This window comes from Arcobacter thermotolerans, from assembly GCF_983172305.1.
Genome location: NZ_CFAFZJ010000008.1, coordinates 48,378 through 63,429, shown reverse-complemented (window position 1 = coordinate 63,429; position 15,052 = coordinate 48,378). Strand labels below are relative to the sequence as shown.

The 15,052-nt window shown below is 28.7% G+C and carries 18 protein-coding genes and 1 pseudogene; 5 read left to right on the top strand and 14 right to left on the bottom strand.

Features of this window, described 5'->3' with window-relative positions:
* Window positions 1-4 precede the first annotated feature (4 nt).
* Window positions 5-772 carry an energy transducer TonB gene (locus tag AC5LG6_RS07520; RefSeq protein WP_498586127.1) on the bottom strand — a complete coding sequence of 256 codons (768 nt, stop codon included), beginning with the start codon at window positions 770-772 and terminating at the stop codon, window positions 5-7.
* 125 nt (window positions 773-897) lie between these two features.
* Between AC5LG6_RS07520 and hemL the strand changes: the two genes are divergently transcribed.
* The 4 genes and pseudogenes from hemL to AC5LG6_RS07500 all read left to right on the top strand — a co-directional run bounded on the left by hemL (window position 898) and on the right by AC5LG6_RS07500 (window position 3,355).
* Window positions 898-2,181 carry a glutamate-1-semialdehyde 2,1-aminomutase gene (gene hemL / locus AC5LG6_RS07515; RefSeq protein ID WP_498586126.1) on the top strand — a complete coding sequence of 428 codons (1,284 nt, stop codon included), beginning with the start codon at window positions 898-900 and terminating at the stop codon, window positions 2,179-2,181.
* Window positions 2,181-2,494: pseudogene (ppnP, locus tag AC5LG6_RS07510) on the top strand (pyrimidine/purine nucleoside phosphorylase). The gene hemL and the pseudogene ppnP overlap by 1 nt, the downstream one beginning before the upstream one ends.
* A gap of 11 nt (window positions 2,495-2,505) precedes the next feature.
* The gene (locus AC5LG6_RS07505; protein ID WP_066166948.1) at window positions 2,506-2,823 is read left to right on the top strand and encodes an AtpZ/AtpI family protein; all 318 of its coding nucleotides are present in this window, start codon (window positions 2,506-2,508) and stop codon (window positions 2,821-2,823) included.
* The gene (locus AC5LG6_RS07500; protein ID WP_498586125.1) at window positions 2,756-3,355 is read left to right on the top strand and encodes a hypothetical protein; all 600 of its coding nucleotides are present in this window, start codon (window positions 2,756-2,758) and stop codon (window positions 3,353-3,355) included. The genes AC5LG6_RS07505 and AC5LG6_RS07500 overlap by 68 nt, the downstream gene beginning before the upstream one ends.
* Before the next feature lie 45 nt (window positions 3,356-3,400).
* Here the strand turns inward: AC5LG6_RS07500 and AC5LG6_RS07495 are convergent, their stop codons facing one another.
* Window positions 3,401-4,408, bottom strand: a complete 1,008-nt coding sequence (locus AC5LG6_RS07495) for an HD-GYP domain-containing protein (RefSeq protein WP_498586124.1) — start codon at window positions 4,406-4,408, stop codon at window positions 3,401-3,403.
* A 77-nt stretch (window positions 4,409-4,485) separates the two neighbouring features.
* Between AC5LG6_RS07495 and AC5LG6_RS07490 the strand changes: the two genes are divergently transcribed.
* Window positions 4,486-5,409, top strand: coding sequence for an MBL fold metallo-hydrolase (locus AC5LG6_RS07490; RefSeq protein WP_260890171.1), 924 nt, complete (start codon window positions 4,486-4,488; stop codon window positions 5,407-5,409).
* A 5-nt stretch (window positions 5,410-5,414) separates the two neighbouring features.
* Here the strand turns inward: AC5LG6_RS07490 and AC5LG6_RS07485 are convergent, their stop codons facing one another.
* From AC5LG6_RS07485 to soxC, 12 genes are all read right to left on the bottom strand, one after another.
* Window positions 5,415-6,185: an alpha/beta hydrolase gene (locus tag AC5LG6_RS07485; RefSeq protein ID WP_498586123.1), complete on the bottom strand. Its 771-nt coding sequence runs from the start codon at window positions 6,183-6,185 to the stop codon at window positions 5,415-5,417.
* A gap of 26 nt (window positions 6,186-6,211) precedes the next feature.
* Window positions 6,212-6,652 carry a DsrE family protein gene (locus AC5LG6_RS07480; protein ID WP_260968873.1) on the bottom strand — a complete coding sequence of 147 codons (441 nt, stop codon included), beginning with the start codon at window positions 6,650-6,652 and terminating at the stop codon, window positions 6,212-6,214.
* A complete protein-coding gene (locus AC5LG6_RS07475) occupies window positions 6,652-7,095 on the bottom strand; it encodes an MOSC domain-containing protein (RefSeq protein ID WP_081560336.1) in 444 nt (147 codons plus the stop codon). The genes AC5LG6_RS07480 and AC5LG6_RS07475 overlap by 1 nt, the downstream gene beginning before the upstream one ends.
* Complete coding sequence (locus AC5LG6_RS07470; protein WP_498586122.1) at window positions 7,092-7,883, bottom strand: thioredoxin family protein; 792 nt, start codon at window positions 7,881-7,883, stop codon at window positions 7,092-7,094. Before AC5LG6_RS07470 ends, AC5LG6_RS07475 begins: the two co-directional genes overlap by 4 nt.
* Window positions 7,884-7,973: 90 nt before the next feature.
* The gene (soxB, locus tag AC5LG6_RS07465; RefSeq protein WP_498586121.1) at window positions 7,974-9,740 is read right to left on the bottom strand and encodes a thiosulfohydrolase SoxB; all 1,767 of its coding nucleotides are present in this window, start codon (window positions 9,738-9,740) and stop codon (window positions 7,974-7,976) included.
* Between the two features lie 75 nt (window positions 9,741-9,815).
* On the bottom strand, window positions 9,816-10,238 hold the full coding sequence (locus tag AC5LG6_RS07460) for a hypothetical protein (protein WP_498586120.1): 423 nt from the start codon (window positions 10,236-10,238) through the stop codon (window positions 9,816-9,818).
* Window positions 10,239-10,249: 11 nt separating this feature from the next.
* Complete coding sequence (gene soxA / locus AC5LG6_RS07455) at window positions 10,250-11,164, bottom strand: sulfur oxidation c-type cytochrome SoxA (protein ID WP_434247077.1); 915 nt, start codon at window positions 11,162-11,164, stop codon at window positions 10,250-10,252.
* Between the two features lie 35 nt (window positions 11,165-11,199).
* Entirely contained in the window at window positions 11,200-11,508 is a 309-nt protein-coding gene (gene soxZ, locus AC5LG6_RS07450) for a thiosulfate oxidation carrier complex protein SoxZ (protein ID WP_066155796.1), read from the bottom strand.
* Window positions 11,509-11,581: 73 nt separating this feature from the next.
* Complete coding sequence (soxY, locus tag AC5LG6_RS07445) at window positions 11,582-12,034, bottom strand: thiosulfate oxidation carrier protein SoxY (protein WP_066155798.1); 453 nt, start codon at window positions 12,032-12,034, stop codon at window positions 11,582-11,584.
* Window positions 12,035-12,049: 15 nt separating this feature from the next.
* A complete protein-coding gene (soxX, locus tag AC5LG6_RS07440; protein WP_066166979.1) occupies window positions 12,050-12,406 on the bottom strand; it encodes a sulfur oxidation c-type cytochrome SoxX in 357 nt (118 codons plus the stop codon).
* Between the two features lie 10 nt (window positions 12,407-12,416).
* Window positions 12,417-13,607, bottom strand: a complete 1,191-nt coding sequence (locus AC5LG6_RS07435; protein WP_498586119.1) for a c-type cytochrome — start codon at window positions 13,605-13,607, stop codon at window positions 12,417-12,419.
* Window positions 13,576-14,910 carry a sulfite dehydrogenase gene (gene soxC, locus AC5LG6_RS07430; protein ID WP_260877882.1) on the bottom strand — a complete coding sequence of 445 codons (1,335 nt, stop codon included), beginning with the start codon at window positions 14,908-14,910 and terminating at the stop codon, window positions 13,576-13,578. Before soxC ends, AC5LG6_RS07435 begins: the two co-directional genes overlap by 32 nt.
* Window positions 14,911-15,052 lie beyond the last annotated feature (142 nt).

Sequence of the window (15,052 nt, the reverse complement as noted above, 5' to 3'; positions counted from 1 at the left end):
TTTTTTAATAGTTTCTATAAAAAACTTTAAATCTAAGTTTTGTTGGCTCAGTTGGTTTTGGATACTCTTTGTACGCAATTTGGATTAGTTCTAAAGAGTAGTCATCTAAAATAGTATAACCACTAGAACCTATTATTTTAAGTCCACTAATATCACCATTTGGATGAAACATAAACTCTATAGTATTTATTCCACCAATTCCAAGCTTTGCAGCTAGTTTTGGATAACCCATACGATTTAAAACTTTTTGAGTAATTACTTGAAAATTATTTAGATTTTTTTCTAAATATGCTTTTTGTACATTTGTAAAATTATCATACTCTTTTCCATATAATTTTTGAAGTTCATTTAAAACTTCTTGATTTATAGGAGTTTTTTGAGATAAGAATTTTTCTAAAGTATTATCTTGAAGATTACTACTCTCTTTTAAAATCTCTTTTTGGACTTTTTTAGCCTCTTTTATATCTAGTTGTTTTTTACTATTATTAGCTTTTAATTCACTACTTGCTTTTTGCTCTTTTTCAACTATTTTTGGAGTTTTTATATTTTGTTGTTTTTGTTCAACAATTTTTGGTTTATCTATTTTAGGCTCGACACTTTTTGCTGTTTGTTCTTGCAATACTTTTTCTTGTACTAATTTTACAAATTTTACTTCACTTTTTTCATTATCTTTTTTTGTCTCTTCTTTAGCAGACTCTTTAAAACTATAATTTAAAAAAAGTAAAATATGAATCAATAAGGAAACGACAAATGCAAGTACTATTTTTTTCATGCGCGAATTATAGTAAAAAAATTTAAAAATTGTATTTATTTTTAAATTTGATAAATATATAAATAACCTTTTGCTTATAAATATTATAGTAGAATAAAAACTTAATTATAATTTAGGAAAAAAATATGTTTAAAAAATCTATAAAAGCCTACAAAGAAGCTTGTGAAGTAATTCCAGGAGGTGTTGATTCTCCTGTTCGAGCATTTAAAAGCGTAGGTGGAACACCACCATTTATTAAAAAAGGTAAAGGTGCCTATTTATATGATATTGATGGTAACAAATATTTAGATTTTGTACAAAGTTGGGGACCACTTATTTTTGGACATTGTGATAAAGATATTGAAAAAGCAGTTATAAAAACTGCAAAGTTAGGTTTGAGTTTTGGAGCTCCAACGAATCTTGAAACAAAACTTGCTTCTGAGATTGTTGAAATGTATGAAAATATTGATAAAGTAAGATTTGTAAGCTCTGGAACAGAAGCTACTATGAGTGCAATAAGATTGGCACGAGGTGTTACAAATAAAAATGATATTATAAAATTTGAGGGTTGTTATCATGGACACTCTGATTCTTTACTAGTACAAGCAGGTTCAGGTATGGCAACTTTTGGAAGCCCAAGTAGTCCAGGAGTTCCAGAGGATTTAACAAAACATACACTACTTTGCGAATACAACAACATAGAACAACTCAAAATTTGTTTTGAAGAAAGTTCAGATATAGCTTGTATTATTATTGAGCCAATTGCTGGAAATATGGGATTAGTTCCTGCAACAAATGAATTTTTAGCTACTTGTAGAGAGCTTTGTGATAAACATGGAGCTTTACTGATTTTCGATGAAGTTATGAGTGGATTTAGAGCTAGTTTAAAAGGTGCAAGTGGAATTTTAGATGTACAAGCTGATATTCTTACTTTTGGAAAAGTTATTGGTGCTGGAATGCCAGTAGGTGCTTTTGCAGCTTCAAAAGAGATTATGGGACATTTATCACCTGAAGGTAAAATTTATCAAGCTGGAACTTTAAGTGGTAATCCAGTTGCTATGGCAGCTGGTTTAGTAAGTCTTAAAAAGTTAAAAAAAGCTCCAGAAATTTATGATATTTTAGGAAAAAAAGCAAAAAGATTAGTTGATGGACTTAAAAGAGTTGCTATTGAAAATGAAATACCTCTTCAAGTAAATACAAGAGGAAGTATGTTTGGATTTTTCTTTTGTGAAAAAGAGCCAAAAAACTTTAAAGAAGTAGGGCTTTGCAATTTTGAAAGATTCGCGACTTTTCACCGTGAGATGTTAAAAAGAGGTTTTTATTTTGCTTGTAGTCAATATGAAGCTGGATTTATTTGTACAAAAATTACAAATAAGATGATTGATGATTGTATAAAAGCAGCAGATGAAGTTATGAAAGGTTTAAAATAATGGAAAGTTTTAAAAATGTAGAGCTTATCAAAAAAGCAAATATCTATTTTGATGGAAATGTAACAAGTAGAACTTTTATAGATATAGATGGAAGTAAAAATCTTTAGGAATTATGATGATAGGAGAGTATCTTTTTGGTACTGCTGAAGCTGAAATTATGGAGATTATAGATGGTCATGTTGAAGTAAGATTAAAAGGTGAAAGTGAGTGGAAAAGTTATAAAAGTGGTAGTTCTTTTGAAGTTCCAGCAAACTCAAGTTTTGATATAAAAGTATTAACAATAAGTGATTATTGTTGTAGTTACATAAAATAGATTGGAAATAAATGGAAGATATAAAAGAGAAAGAGCAAAAACCAAAACATAGAGATAAGATAGAAGCACTTGATAGTTTATCTGTTGGTATTTCTATGGTTGCTGCTATTGCAATTGGAGTTGGAATAGGTTTAGCCCTAAAACACTTTACAGGATATACATGGACACTTTGGCTTGGTATTTTTTGGGGTATTGCAGCAGCTGGTTTAAATGTTTATAAAGCTTATAAAAGAGCTCAAAAAGTGTATGAGGGTATGGAAAATGATCCAAGATATTCATATAGAGCAAAACATGGTGATAAATCATTTGACGATGATGAAGATAAATAGTGAAATTTTAAACTTTGCAAAGGTTTTTTTATTTTTAAATCTTTGTCTTAGTTTATATGCAATATTTTTTGAAAATGCAATTTGGCTTTTAAATCTTCAAATAGCATTTTTTGCTTCGCTTCTTGTGACTCTTGCTTCATTTTTATCTTATAAAAAAAATATTCAAAATAGATTAGAAAATCTTGATAAAAATCATATTTCAAGTAGTGAAGAGAGAGATAAAATTGATGAAATAGATGACCCTTTTGATTTGTACAGTGAGTATAAAGAGGTTCCTGAAAGTGAACTAACACCAGAAAAAATAAAAGAGATTATAGATGAAGAAAAAAGTAGGGTAAAGCAAAATTCACTAAAAAATACACTGTTTAGTGCAACAGGTTTTTTATCTATTTATAGGATTTTTGGTTATGGATTTTTAATTTTTGCATTTTTTGCATTAAATAATAATAAAATTCTTATTCCTCTTGCTTTTATAATTGGTCTTAGTATTGTACCAATTGGAGTTTTATTTACGAAGTTAATAAAAAAATAAAATATAGTTTTATTAACCTTTGTAAATAAATATTTTATAAAGTATTTAAGCTAAAATTTTATCAAAAATATCTACTATACTTTCATCTATTTTCTTATTATTTGCCATATCTTGCATTATCTCTATAGCTTTTTGGTGAGAAAAAGCCTCTCTGTAAGCTTTTTGTTCTCTTAGCGCACTATAAATAATTAAACAAACAATCAACCTATCTTTAAAGCTCAAATCTTTTGAAGATAGATTAAAAATTCCACTTCCGTCTAATCTTTCTTGAGCTTTAAAGCTAAGAGAAGAAATATCAGAAAAACCCATAATAGAGTTTATAACTTTTTTTGTATAGTATGGATATGATTTTATTATCTCCTTTTCTTCCAAAGTTAAAGGCTCTTTTTTATCTAAAATATCTTTTGAAATGTATAGTTTTCCAATATTTTGTAAAGATGTTGCTATTAGAAAAATTTGTTTGTCTTTGTGTTCAAACTCAAAAAAATCTGTTACTTTTAAAGCGCTATCCAAGATATTTGATTTTGGATTTTGGAGTTTGTGAAATACTTTTGTCATCTTGAATATATCTTCAAAATCAAGAGCTTTTGTAAAATCTTCTAAATTTGAGTATATAAATATAACAATTTCACTCTCATTTTCTAAATCGAGCCAAAAAGTAAGATTTTTTGATATTTCAAAAAAGTTTTCTATCAACTCTTTACTAAAATTTTTTTGATTGTTTTTGACAAACTCAAGAGCATCGACTCTTTGATTTATACTATTTTTTGAAAAATCAAAATTTTCACATATTAAAGTTGAAAAATTTATAATCTCTTGAAAAGTTTTATCTTCTAAATGTGAACTATCTAAAAAATCAAACTCTTTTAAACTATTTTTTTCTAAACAAAAAATCAAAGCACAAGAGCATAAATCAGCTAATTTTTTATTATCAAATCCAAATTTAATACCTAAATTTAAAGCTATATATGCCACTTTTTTACTATTTAAAACTTCACTAAAAGCTAGTAAAAAATTGTTTAAGTTAAATACCATTTGTCGTTTTTTGTCCATAGAAAACCCTTATTTACATATTTAAAAGTGATATTATAATATAATTTTCACTTATAAATCTAAAGGAGAGTTTATTTATGTTTAAAAAGATTGTTTTTTTTACACTTTTTTGTTCTTTTGGTTTTGCATCAAATTTTGATTATAAGTTAAAACCACAAAAAGTAAGTGAAAATATTTGGTGTTTTTTTGGAAAAACTGAAGTTCCATCAAAAGAGAATGGCGGATTTATGGCAAATTCTTGTTATATAAAAGCAAAAGATAGTTATATTTTAATAGATACAGGTGCAAACTACAACTTTGCAAAACAAGCTTATGAAGCTATGCAAAAAATTGAAGATTTAAAAGTTAGTACAATTATTATAACTCATGAACATGATGATCACTGGATGGGAAATAGTTTTTATAAAGATAGATTTAATAGCACAATTTATGCTCCAAAATCTATAAATGAAAACTATAATGAAAACTCTAAGCCTCGAATTTTTGAGATATTAGATAAAAATGAGATGGAAAATACAAAAGTTATAAAAGCTGATGTTGTTGTAAGTGATGAAAAAGTTATAAATATATCAGATAAAACTATAAAGATAATCCCTACAAAACTAACAGCTCATACAAAAGATGATTTAATTGTATATCTTCCTGATGAAAAAGTTATTTTTACAGGTGATATTATTATGAATCAAAGAGTTACATCAAATAGAGATGGTTCTGTAATAGGAACTTTAAAGGCTATTGATTTAATAAATTCTTATGATTGGAATACTTTAATAGCAGGACATGGAACAATTACTGATAAAAAAGCTACAGATTTTACAACAAAATATTTCACACTTTTAAAAACAAGAGTTTTAGAAGCTATTGAAGCTGGAATTACAGCAGATGAGATTTCAAAAGTTGTCACTATGGATGATTTTAAAGATGTTGCTATGTTTGATGAGTTAAACAGTAGAAATGTTTTTGATGCTTTTAGAGAGTTAGAATTTTATGATGAAGAGTAGAAAATCTACTCTTCAATAAGTTCAATAATAGAATCTTTCGATTGTGTTGTCATATCTAAATCTATATGAACACCATCTTTTACTTCTACTAATTTTACATCTAAACCTTTTTGTTTTGCAAGATTATAAAAATCTATAGTTGTTTGTGGAGTTGAAATCTCATCAGCTGTTCCATAAATAAGTACAATTTTTGCTTTTTTAGATATTTTATCAACTACATCAACTGCAGATATTAGTTTTTTATCATTACTTTTTTTATGAATATCATAAACTCCACCAGCACAAACTAAATTATCAACTAAATCTGGCTTTACTCCAAGAAGAGTAGCACTCATCATACAACCAGCACTATGAGCTATTAAAGTTATTTTTTTAGCACTATATTTAGCTTTTAAAGATTCAACTAAATTTTCTAAAAACTCAATGTACTCTTTTGTTGCTGCTAAGTTTTTAACCTCTTTATTTGAAAGTGGAAGAAGTTTATTTGACGAACTTTTTGAGTAACCTGGAAGTGCAACAGCAATAGTTGAAACATCACTCATCATAGTTAAATCTTCAGCAAATGGTGAATATCTAGCAAGAGTATCACTTCCTTCATCCCAAGTTCCATGAATAATAATATTTAAAGAGTCACCTTCACCATTAAATTTTTTATATGCAATACACTCATTTTGTACATATATAAAACCATCACCTTTTTTAATACAATCATCTTTTGTATTTGCAAAAAGATAATTCACAAATACCAATGAAGCCAAAATTACTAATTTTTTCATATTTTTATTCTCCTTTAAAAATAGTTTTAATACGCTGTAATACCAATATATCCATCAACTTGTCGTTCTATTACTTCAACAATTCCAGCTTGAGTAAATGAAATATCATCTATAAAATCACTCTCTTTCCATTTCATAGTTTCCATAGTATTTTTGCAAGCAACAAATTCAACATCGTACTCCATCAAAGATTTTATTCTTTTTAATGTCTCTTTATCATAATCTTTTTTTAGAGCTCTAAGACCTTTTCCATAAGCAACAACTACAATTTTTAGACTTTCAGCTGGATACTCTTTTAAAATATTGTACATAGAACCAATAGTATGATTTACAGTATCTAAATCATTTACATATAGTGAATATACAACTTTTCTTGGTGATTCAAAACTAGGTTTTGGATCGCTAAATTTTGTCTGTGCCAAGGCAAAACCAAATAGACAAAGAATTAAAAAGAGTTTTTTAAACATTATACTTCCTTTATTTTCATATTTTTTAAAATCTTTCCAGATTCTATAATCTTACAATAAACTCCCCTATGACCTTTTAAAATTTTTGGTAAATCTTTATTAAAAACACTTAAATGATTGCAAACTGTACATATTTGAGTTATTTGAATTATAGCTTCATCTATTTTGAAATATTTTCCAACTTCAAAATCATGAGGATCAAAATCTAATAAAATATTCTCACCCAAACTTCCTAACTCTAAATCTATATTAAATGATTTTGCTAATTCATATGATTTTAAACCAACAATCATAACAGTTTGGTCAAGATTCTTTTCTGCAAATTTATCAAACTCTATTCCATAATCTTTTATTAAGTTTAAGCTTTCAACTTTTGGTCTAGGAAGTCCACTTGACTCTTTTGTTGCACTAAAAACTTCTAAAACTTCACCTAAAATTTTCATTTGTTCTCTTTTAAAATATCTATAAAATCATTTTTCTTCCAAGCACCAGGATATTGAGTTAATAACTTTTTATTGTTGTTTACAAAAAAGAAACTAGGAGTTACCCTTTTATACTCTTTTTGTAAATCAAAAGGAAGTGAACTTTTATCCATATCAATTTCTATGAAAATATAGTTTTTATCTAATAATTTTTTTATTTCATTATCCGTAAAAACCTCTTTATCCATTTTTTTACAAAAATAACAACTACTAGAAGTTGCATAAACTATAATCTTTTTATTTTCATTTTTTGCTTTTGTTAGGATATTTTGTTCTTCTTCTTTAGAATATTTTGGTTTTTTATATACATCTTCTTCTTTAATATTATTTTTAAACTCCATAAAATAAGTTGTTAAATTTAGATAATCATCTTCACTTAACACACCTTTCATACTACTTTTATTTTCATAGTGTCCTAAAGCGCTATCATCACAAATTGAGTTAAATCTATCTGGATTTTCTAAATAAGATTTTAAATAACCATTTATTTCAATCTCTTGAAACTCTTTATCATTTTCATCACCAATTTTTTTTGAACTATCAAACATTGCCCAAACTATTATGTTTGCGCTTGGGGCTTTCAAATTTAAAAGAGTATTGTTTTTTTCAAGAAAATTCTCTTTTAATAAATTCATAGGTATATACTCTTTATGACAAGATGAACATTTGGCATCAAAGACTTTTTTACCATCTTCAAAATTTGCGAATAAAGCTATTGTAAAAAAAAACAGAATAGATACTATTTTCATAAATTCTCCAAAATTTTTCTAAATAAAACTATAAAAATTATAGCTCTATTTAAAAAAAACATAAAGAAAAAATCTTTATGTTTTCTAGGGTTATATAATTCCTGGATTACCTTTAACTCCTACAATATCAGGAGTGTCAATTTTTATTTTACTAATATGTTTCATATTTTTTAAATATGTCTCAACAGTTTCCCAAATTGGTTCACCTTCACTTTGAGCTCCAACAGTTGACCAACCAGCAACTTTATATGATTTATTAGCATCAAGTTTTTCACCTGTTTTACTTAAAACAATATTTGTGATTCTCTCTCCAATTTTTGCTTTTGGATCTATTTTATAAGATATTCCACCTGTTCTAACCATATCTCCACCTTGTTGTAAAAATGGGTCTTCATTAAACAAGTTATCAGCAACATCTTCTAAAATTAGTTTTATTTCACTTCCTTTTATATCTCTTGCATAAGTTTCAGGATATGTCATAGCAGTTTGTGTCATTAAATCATCAAAAGTTATTGTTTGATTTGGCATCACTGAAGTTCCCCATCTAAATCCTGGACTTAGAGAGATTTGAGCACCTTTTACATCGATTAATGCATCACATATAATTTGATCCCAAGAACCATTGAAGTTTCCTCTTCTAAATAGAGTCTCTTCGGTTGTAGCTATTGGTCTTGTAAGCTCTTTTAAATATGGAAGTCTTACATCTTCAATATATTTTTTCATCTCTTTATTCTCAGGAATTAAATCTGAGAATATTGGAAGAAGTGTAAATTTGAAATCTTTAATTTTTCCATTTTGAATATCTAAATCTAAAACATTTAAGAATTTACCGTTGCTTCCAGCATTACAAACATAAGTTGTTCCTGATGAGTTTTTAACTGGATATGCTTCTGGAACACCATCGTGTGTATGACCACCTAGGATAAAATCAATTCCTGTACAAACTTCAGCCATTTTCTTATCTGTATCAAAACCATTGTGAGATAGAACTATAATAGCATCTGGTTTCTCTTCATCTTTTATTTTATCAACTAACTCTTGCATATTGTTTTCATTTATTCCAAATGTCCAATCAGGGATAAATCTTTGAGGATTTGCAATTGTTGTATAAGGGAAAGCTTGTCCAATAATAGCAACTCTTGCTTTTCCTAAAGTTTTAATAGTATATGGTTTAAATGCATGACCACTATCTTCATCAAAAGCTTCAACTCCATTCATCATAGAGTCCTCTTTTACAAAGATATTTTGAGCTAAAAATTCTGCGTTTAAAGCTTTAATATTTTCAAGAATCTCTTCAGCTTTATATGTAAATTCCCAATGCCCAACACAAATATCAGCTCCAAGAAGATTTAAAGCACCAACCATATCTTTACCTCTTGTCCATAAAGCTGTTGCACTTCCTTGCCATGTATCTCCACCATCTAAAAATAGAGTTTTATCTTTTCCAAAACTATCTCTTAAAAAATCAACTACTGTTTTTATTTGTGCAAAACCACCTGTTTTACCCATAACTTTTGCATGTTCTTCAAAATTTACACAAGAAAAGGCATACTCTAATCTTTTATTTCCTTTTATTCCATAATAATCTAAAAATTTTTCACCAACAATATGTGGCGGCTTTCCTAAATTTCCATAAAATCCTAAATTCACACTAGGTTCTCTAAAATAGACAGGTAAAAGCTGTGCATGGCTATCTGTCATATGTATAAATCTTGCATTACCAAATGGTTTTAATTTATAATAATCTTCTATTTTTTTTGTAGTTTCTACCATTCTTGTGTGAGAGTTTGCAAATACAGGGGCAGCTCCTAAAATTGCCATCATATAAACAAACTCTCTTCGACTAAATTTACTCATTTTTATTCCTTTTATTGTATAAATAAAAAAAGTCAAGATAAAATCTTGACTTTTAAAAAATATCTTTAAATACTTTTAGTATTTATAACCATCACTAGGACTAGCTAATTTCCAAGTTTTTTTTGCTTGAGCTTCTTGTGTTAAAGCGCTAATAGCAAAGCTACAAGCTCTCCAAGTTGAAAATTCAATTGAAACTTTTTCACCTGTTGGTTTAGCTTTTTCATCTACTAGTTCAATCTCTTTTGCACCACTTTTGATAGCTTCTTTAGAAGCATCAATATATTGGCTATTTTTCATACCAAATCTCATAAATTCAACACCATGTTCAATAGCTATTTTATTGTATTTTTCAGCTGTTTGAATTACTTTATCAAGTCCATTTATTTTTACATCACACTCTTTTTTAACATCAAGTTTTGAGTAATCTTCAGATGCACTTAAATTTAGTCCAAAAGATAAAAGAGCTACTGATATCGAAATTTTTAAAATATTTTTCATTTTCATATCCTTTATTTTCTTACATCTGGACCATCAACTGGCATGTCATTTGACATGTAAGCCAAAAAGTACAATAGCTCAATCATAGTCTGGCTCTCATCTTTTGGTGGAACTTGACCTTGATCTACAACACAACCAGAAAGTCTTCTTTCAACTGTTCCTATATCTGTCCATTTTAGTCTTAGAACTGGAAAGTGAGTAACTTGACCTAAAAGCGGTGATAAAACCTCATTTCTAACTCTTTGACCAGAACCTTGAATATGACAAGTAGCACAAGATAGTTTTAAATATCCTCTTTGAGAATAGTAATACTCTTTTCCTCTTTCATAAGCCTCTTTTTCAGCTTTACTATTGATTTTTATATCAAACTTTTTACCAGCTTCTTTACTTTCATTTACCCAATAAGCCTGAAATTCAGCCATAGGACCCTTTTTTGTTCCCCACTCTTTTTCACCATTTGCTCTTAAACAATCATTAACAGCTTTTGTTAAAGAGATTAACTCTTTTTTATTTTTATCATAGTAAGGGTATGTTCCAGCATTTGTTAAATCAGGGAAACAAGTTTGCAATGAGCTACCATTTGCAAATTTTTTAGTATATAACTCTTCACCTTTTTCAATAGCGTCTTCATAAGGTGGCATCTCTTTTAGTGCTTCATATTGGCTTCTAGCATCTTTTGAATATGCATAGCTTCCAATATTAAAATCCATATGTTTTAGATTTTTATCATATTTTTGTTCAAGTTCTTCTTCTGTGAAATATGTAAAAAATCTATCTTTGTTTTTTGCTGGGTCTTCAAATTTTGCTTCAAAGAACTTTATCATCTCTAATCTATCTTTTTCTGCACCAGCATTAAAGCTTGCAGCACTTAAAGATGATATAAATAGAGCTAAAACAGTAGTAGATTTAACTATTTTTATAAGCATTTTCTCTCCTTTTATTTAAAATCAAATAGTTAAAACTATTTGATTTTTTCTACTGTTGTATCACTATTTCCTTTTAAATCTTTCCAAGTAATTTCAATATCATCTCCAGCTTTTGCACCTGTAAATGAAAATTTGAAGTAAGGGTCTTTTGATAAGAATTGACTAGAAGATACTTCATATACAACTTTTCCACCAACTTTTGCAACCAAATATGTAATAAAGTTTGCCTCTTTTTTAGCTCTTTCAGCCTCTTGGTAACTTAACATATCATGACTTGCTAATGCTTTTACTTCACATACACCATTTTTATCAATTTTTGCTTTTATTTTTGTTGTTCCTGCCATTTTATATCCTTTTTTTATTTTTATAATTTTTATTCTATTTTTTATCTTTTATTTAATGATTAGCCGAACTAAATCAACCACCACAACCACCAATTGTAACTTTTATCTCTTTAGAAACTGAGTGTAATTTTCCACCAACATCTGCAATTACTGTAACAGTACCTGTTTTTGCCATTTTAATTCTAAATGCATAATCTAAAACCATATCAGGAGTTGTTGTAAATACAGCAACTGCACTTTCTGGATTTGCATCTTGGAATACTGCAATTTTACTTGCTTTTAAATCTGTTTTAAAAGAGATTGGAATAACTGCACCATTTTCAGCAATATCTGGAGCTGTTAGTGTAATACCACCTTGAGTTGTAGTAGTTGTTCCAAAAATCTCTTTAACTGCATCATCAACTTTTGTAGCTGTCCAAGCTTTTGGTTTACTAGCTCTAAAATCCTCTGCACTTAAACTACTTGGAATTGCAGCAACTGCAATAGCACCTAAACCTAAACCTAAAAATTTTCTTCTATTTAACATAATTCTTCCTTTATTTTAATTTATTGTTTTTAAATAAGCAACAACTGCTTTTATTTCTTCATCACTTAACCATCCATTTCTTCCAAAAGCTGGCATTGCAGTTATTGGATCACCTGGATTTGTTGGGTCAAAAATTTTATTATATAAAACTTCATCCGGCCACATTGCAAGATATTGCAATTTTGGTCCCATTGTTCCAGGACCATCTAGCGTTTTTCCATTTGCATCATGGCAAGCTATACAATTACCTTTAGTATTAGTAGTATATATCTTTTCACCTTTTTTAATCAATTCTGAATTATCTGCTTGAGCATTTACTACAAATAGTAAGCTAAAAGCAAGATATTTCGCATACTTTTTGATTAAATTCATAATACCCTCCTTATTTACTTGATTGAATCATATAGTCAATGATTTTTTTAAGTTCATCATCACTTAAATCAGTTCCACCTCTAGGTGGCATACTATTTATACCATTAATTCCGTTATAATAAACTTTATCAATACCATTCTTAACAATATTATCCCAAGCAACTTTATCACCTAAAACAGGAGCTCCTATAGCAGCATTTGCATGACAAGCTGAACAACCAGCATTTTCATACTCTATTTGCCCTGGTTTTTGAGCAGACTTATCATTTTTTGGTAAATCTCTTACAGTTGATAATGGTTCGTTTGCAGTTGCCGTTAAATCATCTTGTATTCTCATAACAAGATTATTTACATCTTCTTTTATACAATCTTTCATACATCTCTCACCTTTACCATATAAAGTAGGATTTGAAAGATATTTTTTCATATTTTCAACGCCTTCTTTTGGATTATTTGGTGTATTTGTTTCTGGATAAAAACCATCAACATTTGGCATAACTATTTTTAAAAACTTCTCTTTATCTAAAACATAATCATCATCTAAATCTTCTCCATCTATTGTAATATTATTTAATGACAATAAATAAGCTGTTAAAGCATAAGTTTCACTATTTGTTAAAGTTTTTGGAGCATTAAATGGCATTGACTCTTGAACATACCAAAAAAGCGTACTAGCATATGGCCAAAATGAACCTATAGTTTTATCTGGGTTTTCTGGATTTGGATTTTCATCTGCTGGATTTAATCTTTGGTTTTTTAAGCTCTCAAGACTTCCTCCTGCTAGTTTTGGATAACCTTTTCCTCCGCTTCCAAAATCTCCATGACACATAACACATTGAGCATCATAAAGTTCATTTCCAAGCTCTACACTACCTTGTGCTTTTTTAGGCTTCCCATCTTCTATAACAACTTCACCTTCGTGCATATCAAATTCTGGAAGACCTGTTCCTTCGTACATTACATCTTTATTCCAAGCTGCTATCTCTTTTTTAGTAGCATCTCTTCCAATGTTTAAACCATCTAACTTTTGTGTATTTACATGATATTGTGTATATTTTCCATCTTTTATTGGATACTTAACTGCACCATCAACAGACGACTCATTTTTTGATGCTGTTTCATTACAACCTGTAACTAAAATAGCTAAACTAAGAGCTAGAAGAGTACCTTTAAGCTTTGTGATGTTTTCTAATGTGAACATTATTACACTCTCCTTTTGAAGTTATTTCCCAAGTTACAATTGCATTTCTATGATAAACACTCTCTACACCAACAGCTTTTGTCTCTTCATCAATCGTTGGTTGAACATTTCCAAAGTCATCGTAAGCTCGACTTGATAAAAATAGTGGCTTTCCATCCCATTTATAAATATAACTAAATCTAGTCCATGATTTTGGTAAAACTAAACCTTTTAGTTTTGCTTCAACCCAGTTGTCTCCACCATCAAAAGATATATCAACACCTTTAATTGTTCCATGACCACTCCAAGCAAGACCTTCAATTTCTACCATATCACCAGCTTTAAGATGTGTCCATGGTTTTTCTGGACAAGGTTTTGTAATTACAGAGTTTACTTCATTTACCCAAAAAAATCTTACAGATCTTCCATCTTTTTGAAGCATTGTGTATTTTGAAGTTTCCTCTTTTGCATGCCAAGGTTTATCACTAAATTCAAGTCTATTTAGCCATTTAGTATTTAAATTTCCTTCCCAGCCTGGAACAACAAGTCTTACTGGATATCCTTGCTCAGGTCTTAGTGCTTCACCATTTTGAGCCCATACTACCATAACATCATCAAGTGCTTTTTCAACAGGAATAGTTCTAGGATTTGAGGCATTATCACTTCCAACTGCTAACATCCAAACGGCATCTTTTTCTAAACCAATATCATCAAGTATAGTTTTTAGCATAACTCCAGTCCATTGAGCACTACTCATCATACCCTTCATAAATTGTAAACTATTAAATTGTGGACCTCTCCATTCAGGGCTTCCATTTGCAGGACATTCAATAAAATAAGTTCTAGTTTCACTTGGGTATCTTTTTAAATCTTCTAAAGTTAAAACAACTTCTCTTTTTACTTTACCATGAATCATTAATCTAAATTCATTTGGATCAATATGTGCAGTTCCTCCGTGGTTTCTTGTGAAAAATAGTCCATTTGGAGTAATTATTCCTTCACTTTCATGAATTGGGCACAAAGATATAGAAGCATAAGCATCACCTGAAGATAGAAGGTTGTGAGTTCTTCTAATATTGTTATGCTCATAAGGTGAAGGAATACCATATAGATTTTTATCTACAGGATCACCTAGCTTTTGTCCCCATGGGGCTTCTTTGATTATTGCTTTATCATCAGCTTTTAACGACATAGGTGATAAAACAGTTGCAGCACTTATTGCTCCAGCTAAATTGATAGCAGTTTTTTTAAAAAAATCTCTTCTACTTGTAGTTTCTAAAGATAAAGAGCTTTTTTCTATTTCTAAAACTTCACTATTTTTCAAGCTAACCTCCTAATAAAATTTAATATTATTTCAAATAATTCTGAATTTTAATTATAGGTTTTATAAGTTGAAATGAAACTTAAAATATTAATTTTTCTTATATAATAATTTTTAAAAATACGAAAAAATAGCATATATATAG

Bases quoted from the DNA above. Each gene is read 5' to 3' on its own strand.
- AC5LG6_RS07520 (WP_498586127.1), bottom strand. From the start codon at position 772: ATGAAAAAAATAGTACTTGCATTTGTCGTTTCCTTATTGATTCATATT.
- hemL (WP_498586126.1), top strand. From the start codon at position 898: ATGTTTAAAAAATCTATAAAAGCCTACAAAGAAGCTTGTGAAGTAATT.
- AC5LG6_RS07505 (WP_066166948.1), top strand. From the start codon at position 2,506: ATGGAAGATATAAAAGAGAAAGAGCAAAAACCAAAACATAGAGATAAG.
- AC5LG6_RS07500 (WP_498586125.1), top strand. From the start codon at position 2,756: ATGATCCAAGATATTCATATAGAGCAAAACATGGTGATAAATCATTTG.
- AC5LG6_RS07495 (WP_498586124.1), bottom strand. From the start codon at position 4,408: ATGGACAAAAAACGACAAATGGTATTTAACTTAAACAATTTTTTACTA.
- AC5LG6_RS07490 (WP_260890171.1), top strand. From the start codon at position 4,486: ATGTTTAAAAAGATTGTTTTTTTTACACTTTTTTGTTCTTTTGGTTTT.
- AC5LG6_RS07485 (WP_498586123.1), bottom strand. From the start codon at position 6,185: ATGAAAAAATTAGTAATTTTGGCTTCATTGGTATTTGTGAATTATCTT.
- AC5LG6_RS07480 (WP_260968873.1), bottom strand. From the start codon at position 6,652: ATGTTTAAAAAACTCTTTTTAATTCTTTGTCTATTTGGTTTTGCCTTG.
- AC5LG6_RS07475 (WP_081560336.1), bottom strand. From the start codon at position 7,095: ATGAAAATTTTAGGTGAAGTTTTAGAAGTTTTTAGTGCAACAAAAGAG.
- AC5LG6_RS07470 (WP_498586122.1), bottom strand. From the start codon at position 7,883: ATGAAAATAGTATCTATTCTGTTTTTTTTTACAATAGCTTTATTCGCA.
- soxB (WP_498586121.1), bottom strand. From the start codon at position 9,740: ATGAGTAAATTTAGTCGAAGAGAGTTTGTTTATATGATGGCAATTTTA.
- AC5LG6_RS07460 (WP_498586120.1), bottom strand. From the start codon at position 10,238: ATGAAAAATATTTTAAAAATTTCGATATCAGTAGCTCTTTTATCTTTT.
- soxA (WP_434247077.1), bottom strand. From the start codon at position 11,164: ATGCTTATAAAAATAGTTAAATCTACTACTGTTTTAGCTCTATTTATA.
- soxZ (WP_066155796.1), bottom strand. From the start codon at position 11,508: ATGGCAGGAACAACAAAAATAAAAGCAAAAATTGATAAAAATGGTGTA.
- soxY (WP_066155798.1), bottom strand. From the start codon at position 12,034: ATGTTAAATAGAAGAAAATTTTTAGGTTTAGGTTTAGGTGCTATTGCA.
- soxX (WP_066166979.1), bottom strand. From the start codon at position 12,406: ATGAATTTAATCAAAAAGTATGCGAAATATCTTGCTTTTAGCTTACTA.
- AC5LG6_RS07435 (WP_498586119.1), bottom strand. From the start codon at position 13,607: ATGTTCACATTAGAAAACATCACAAAGCTTAAAGGTACTCTTCTAGCT.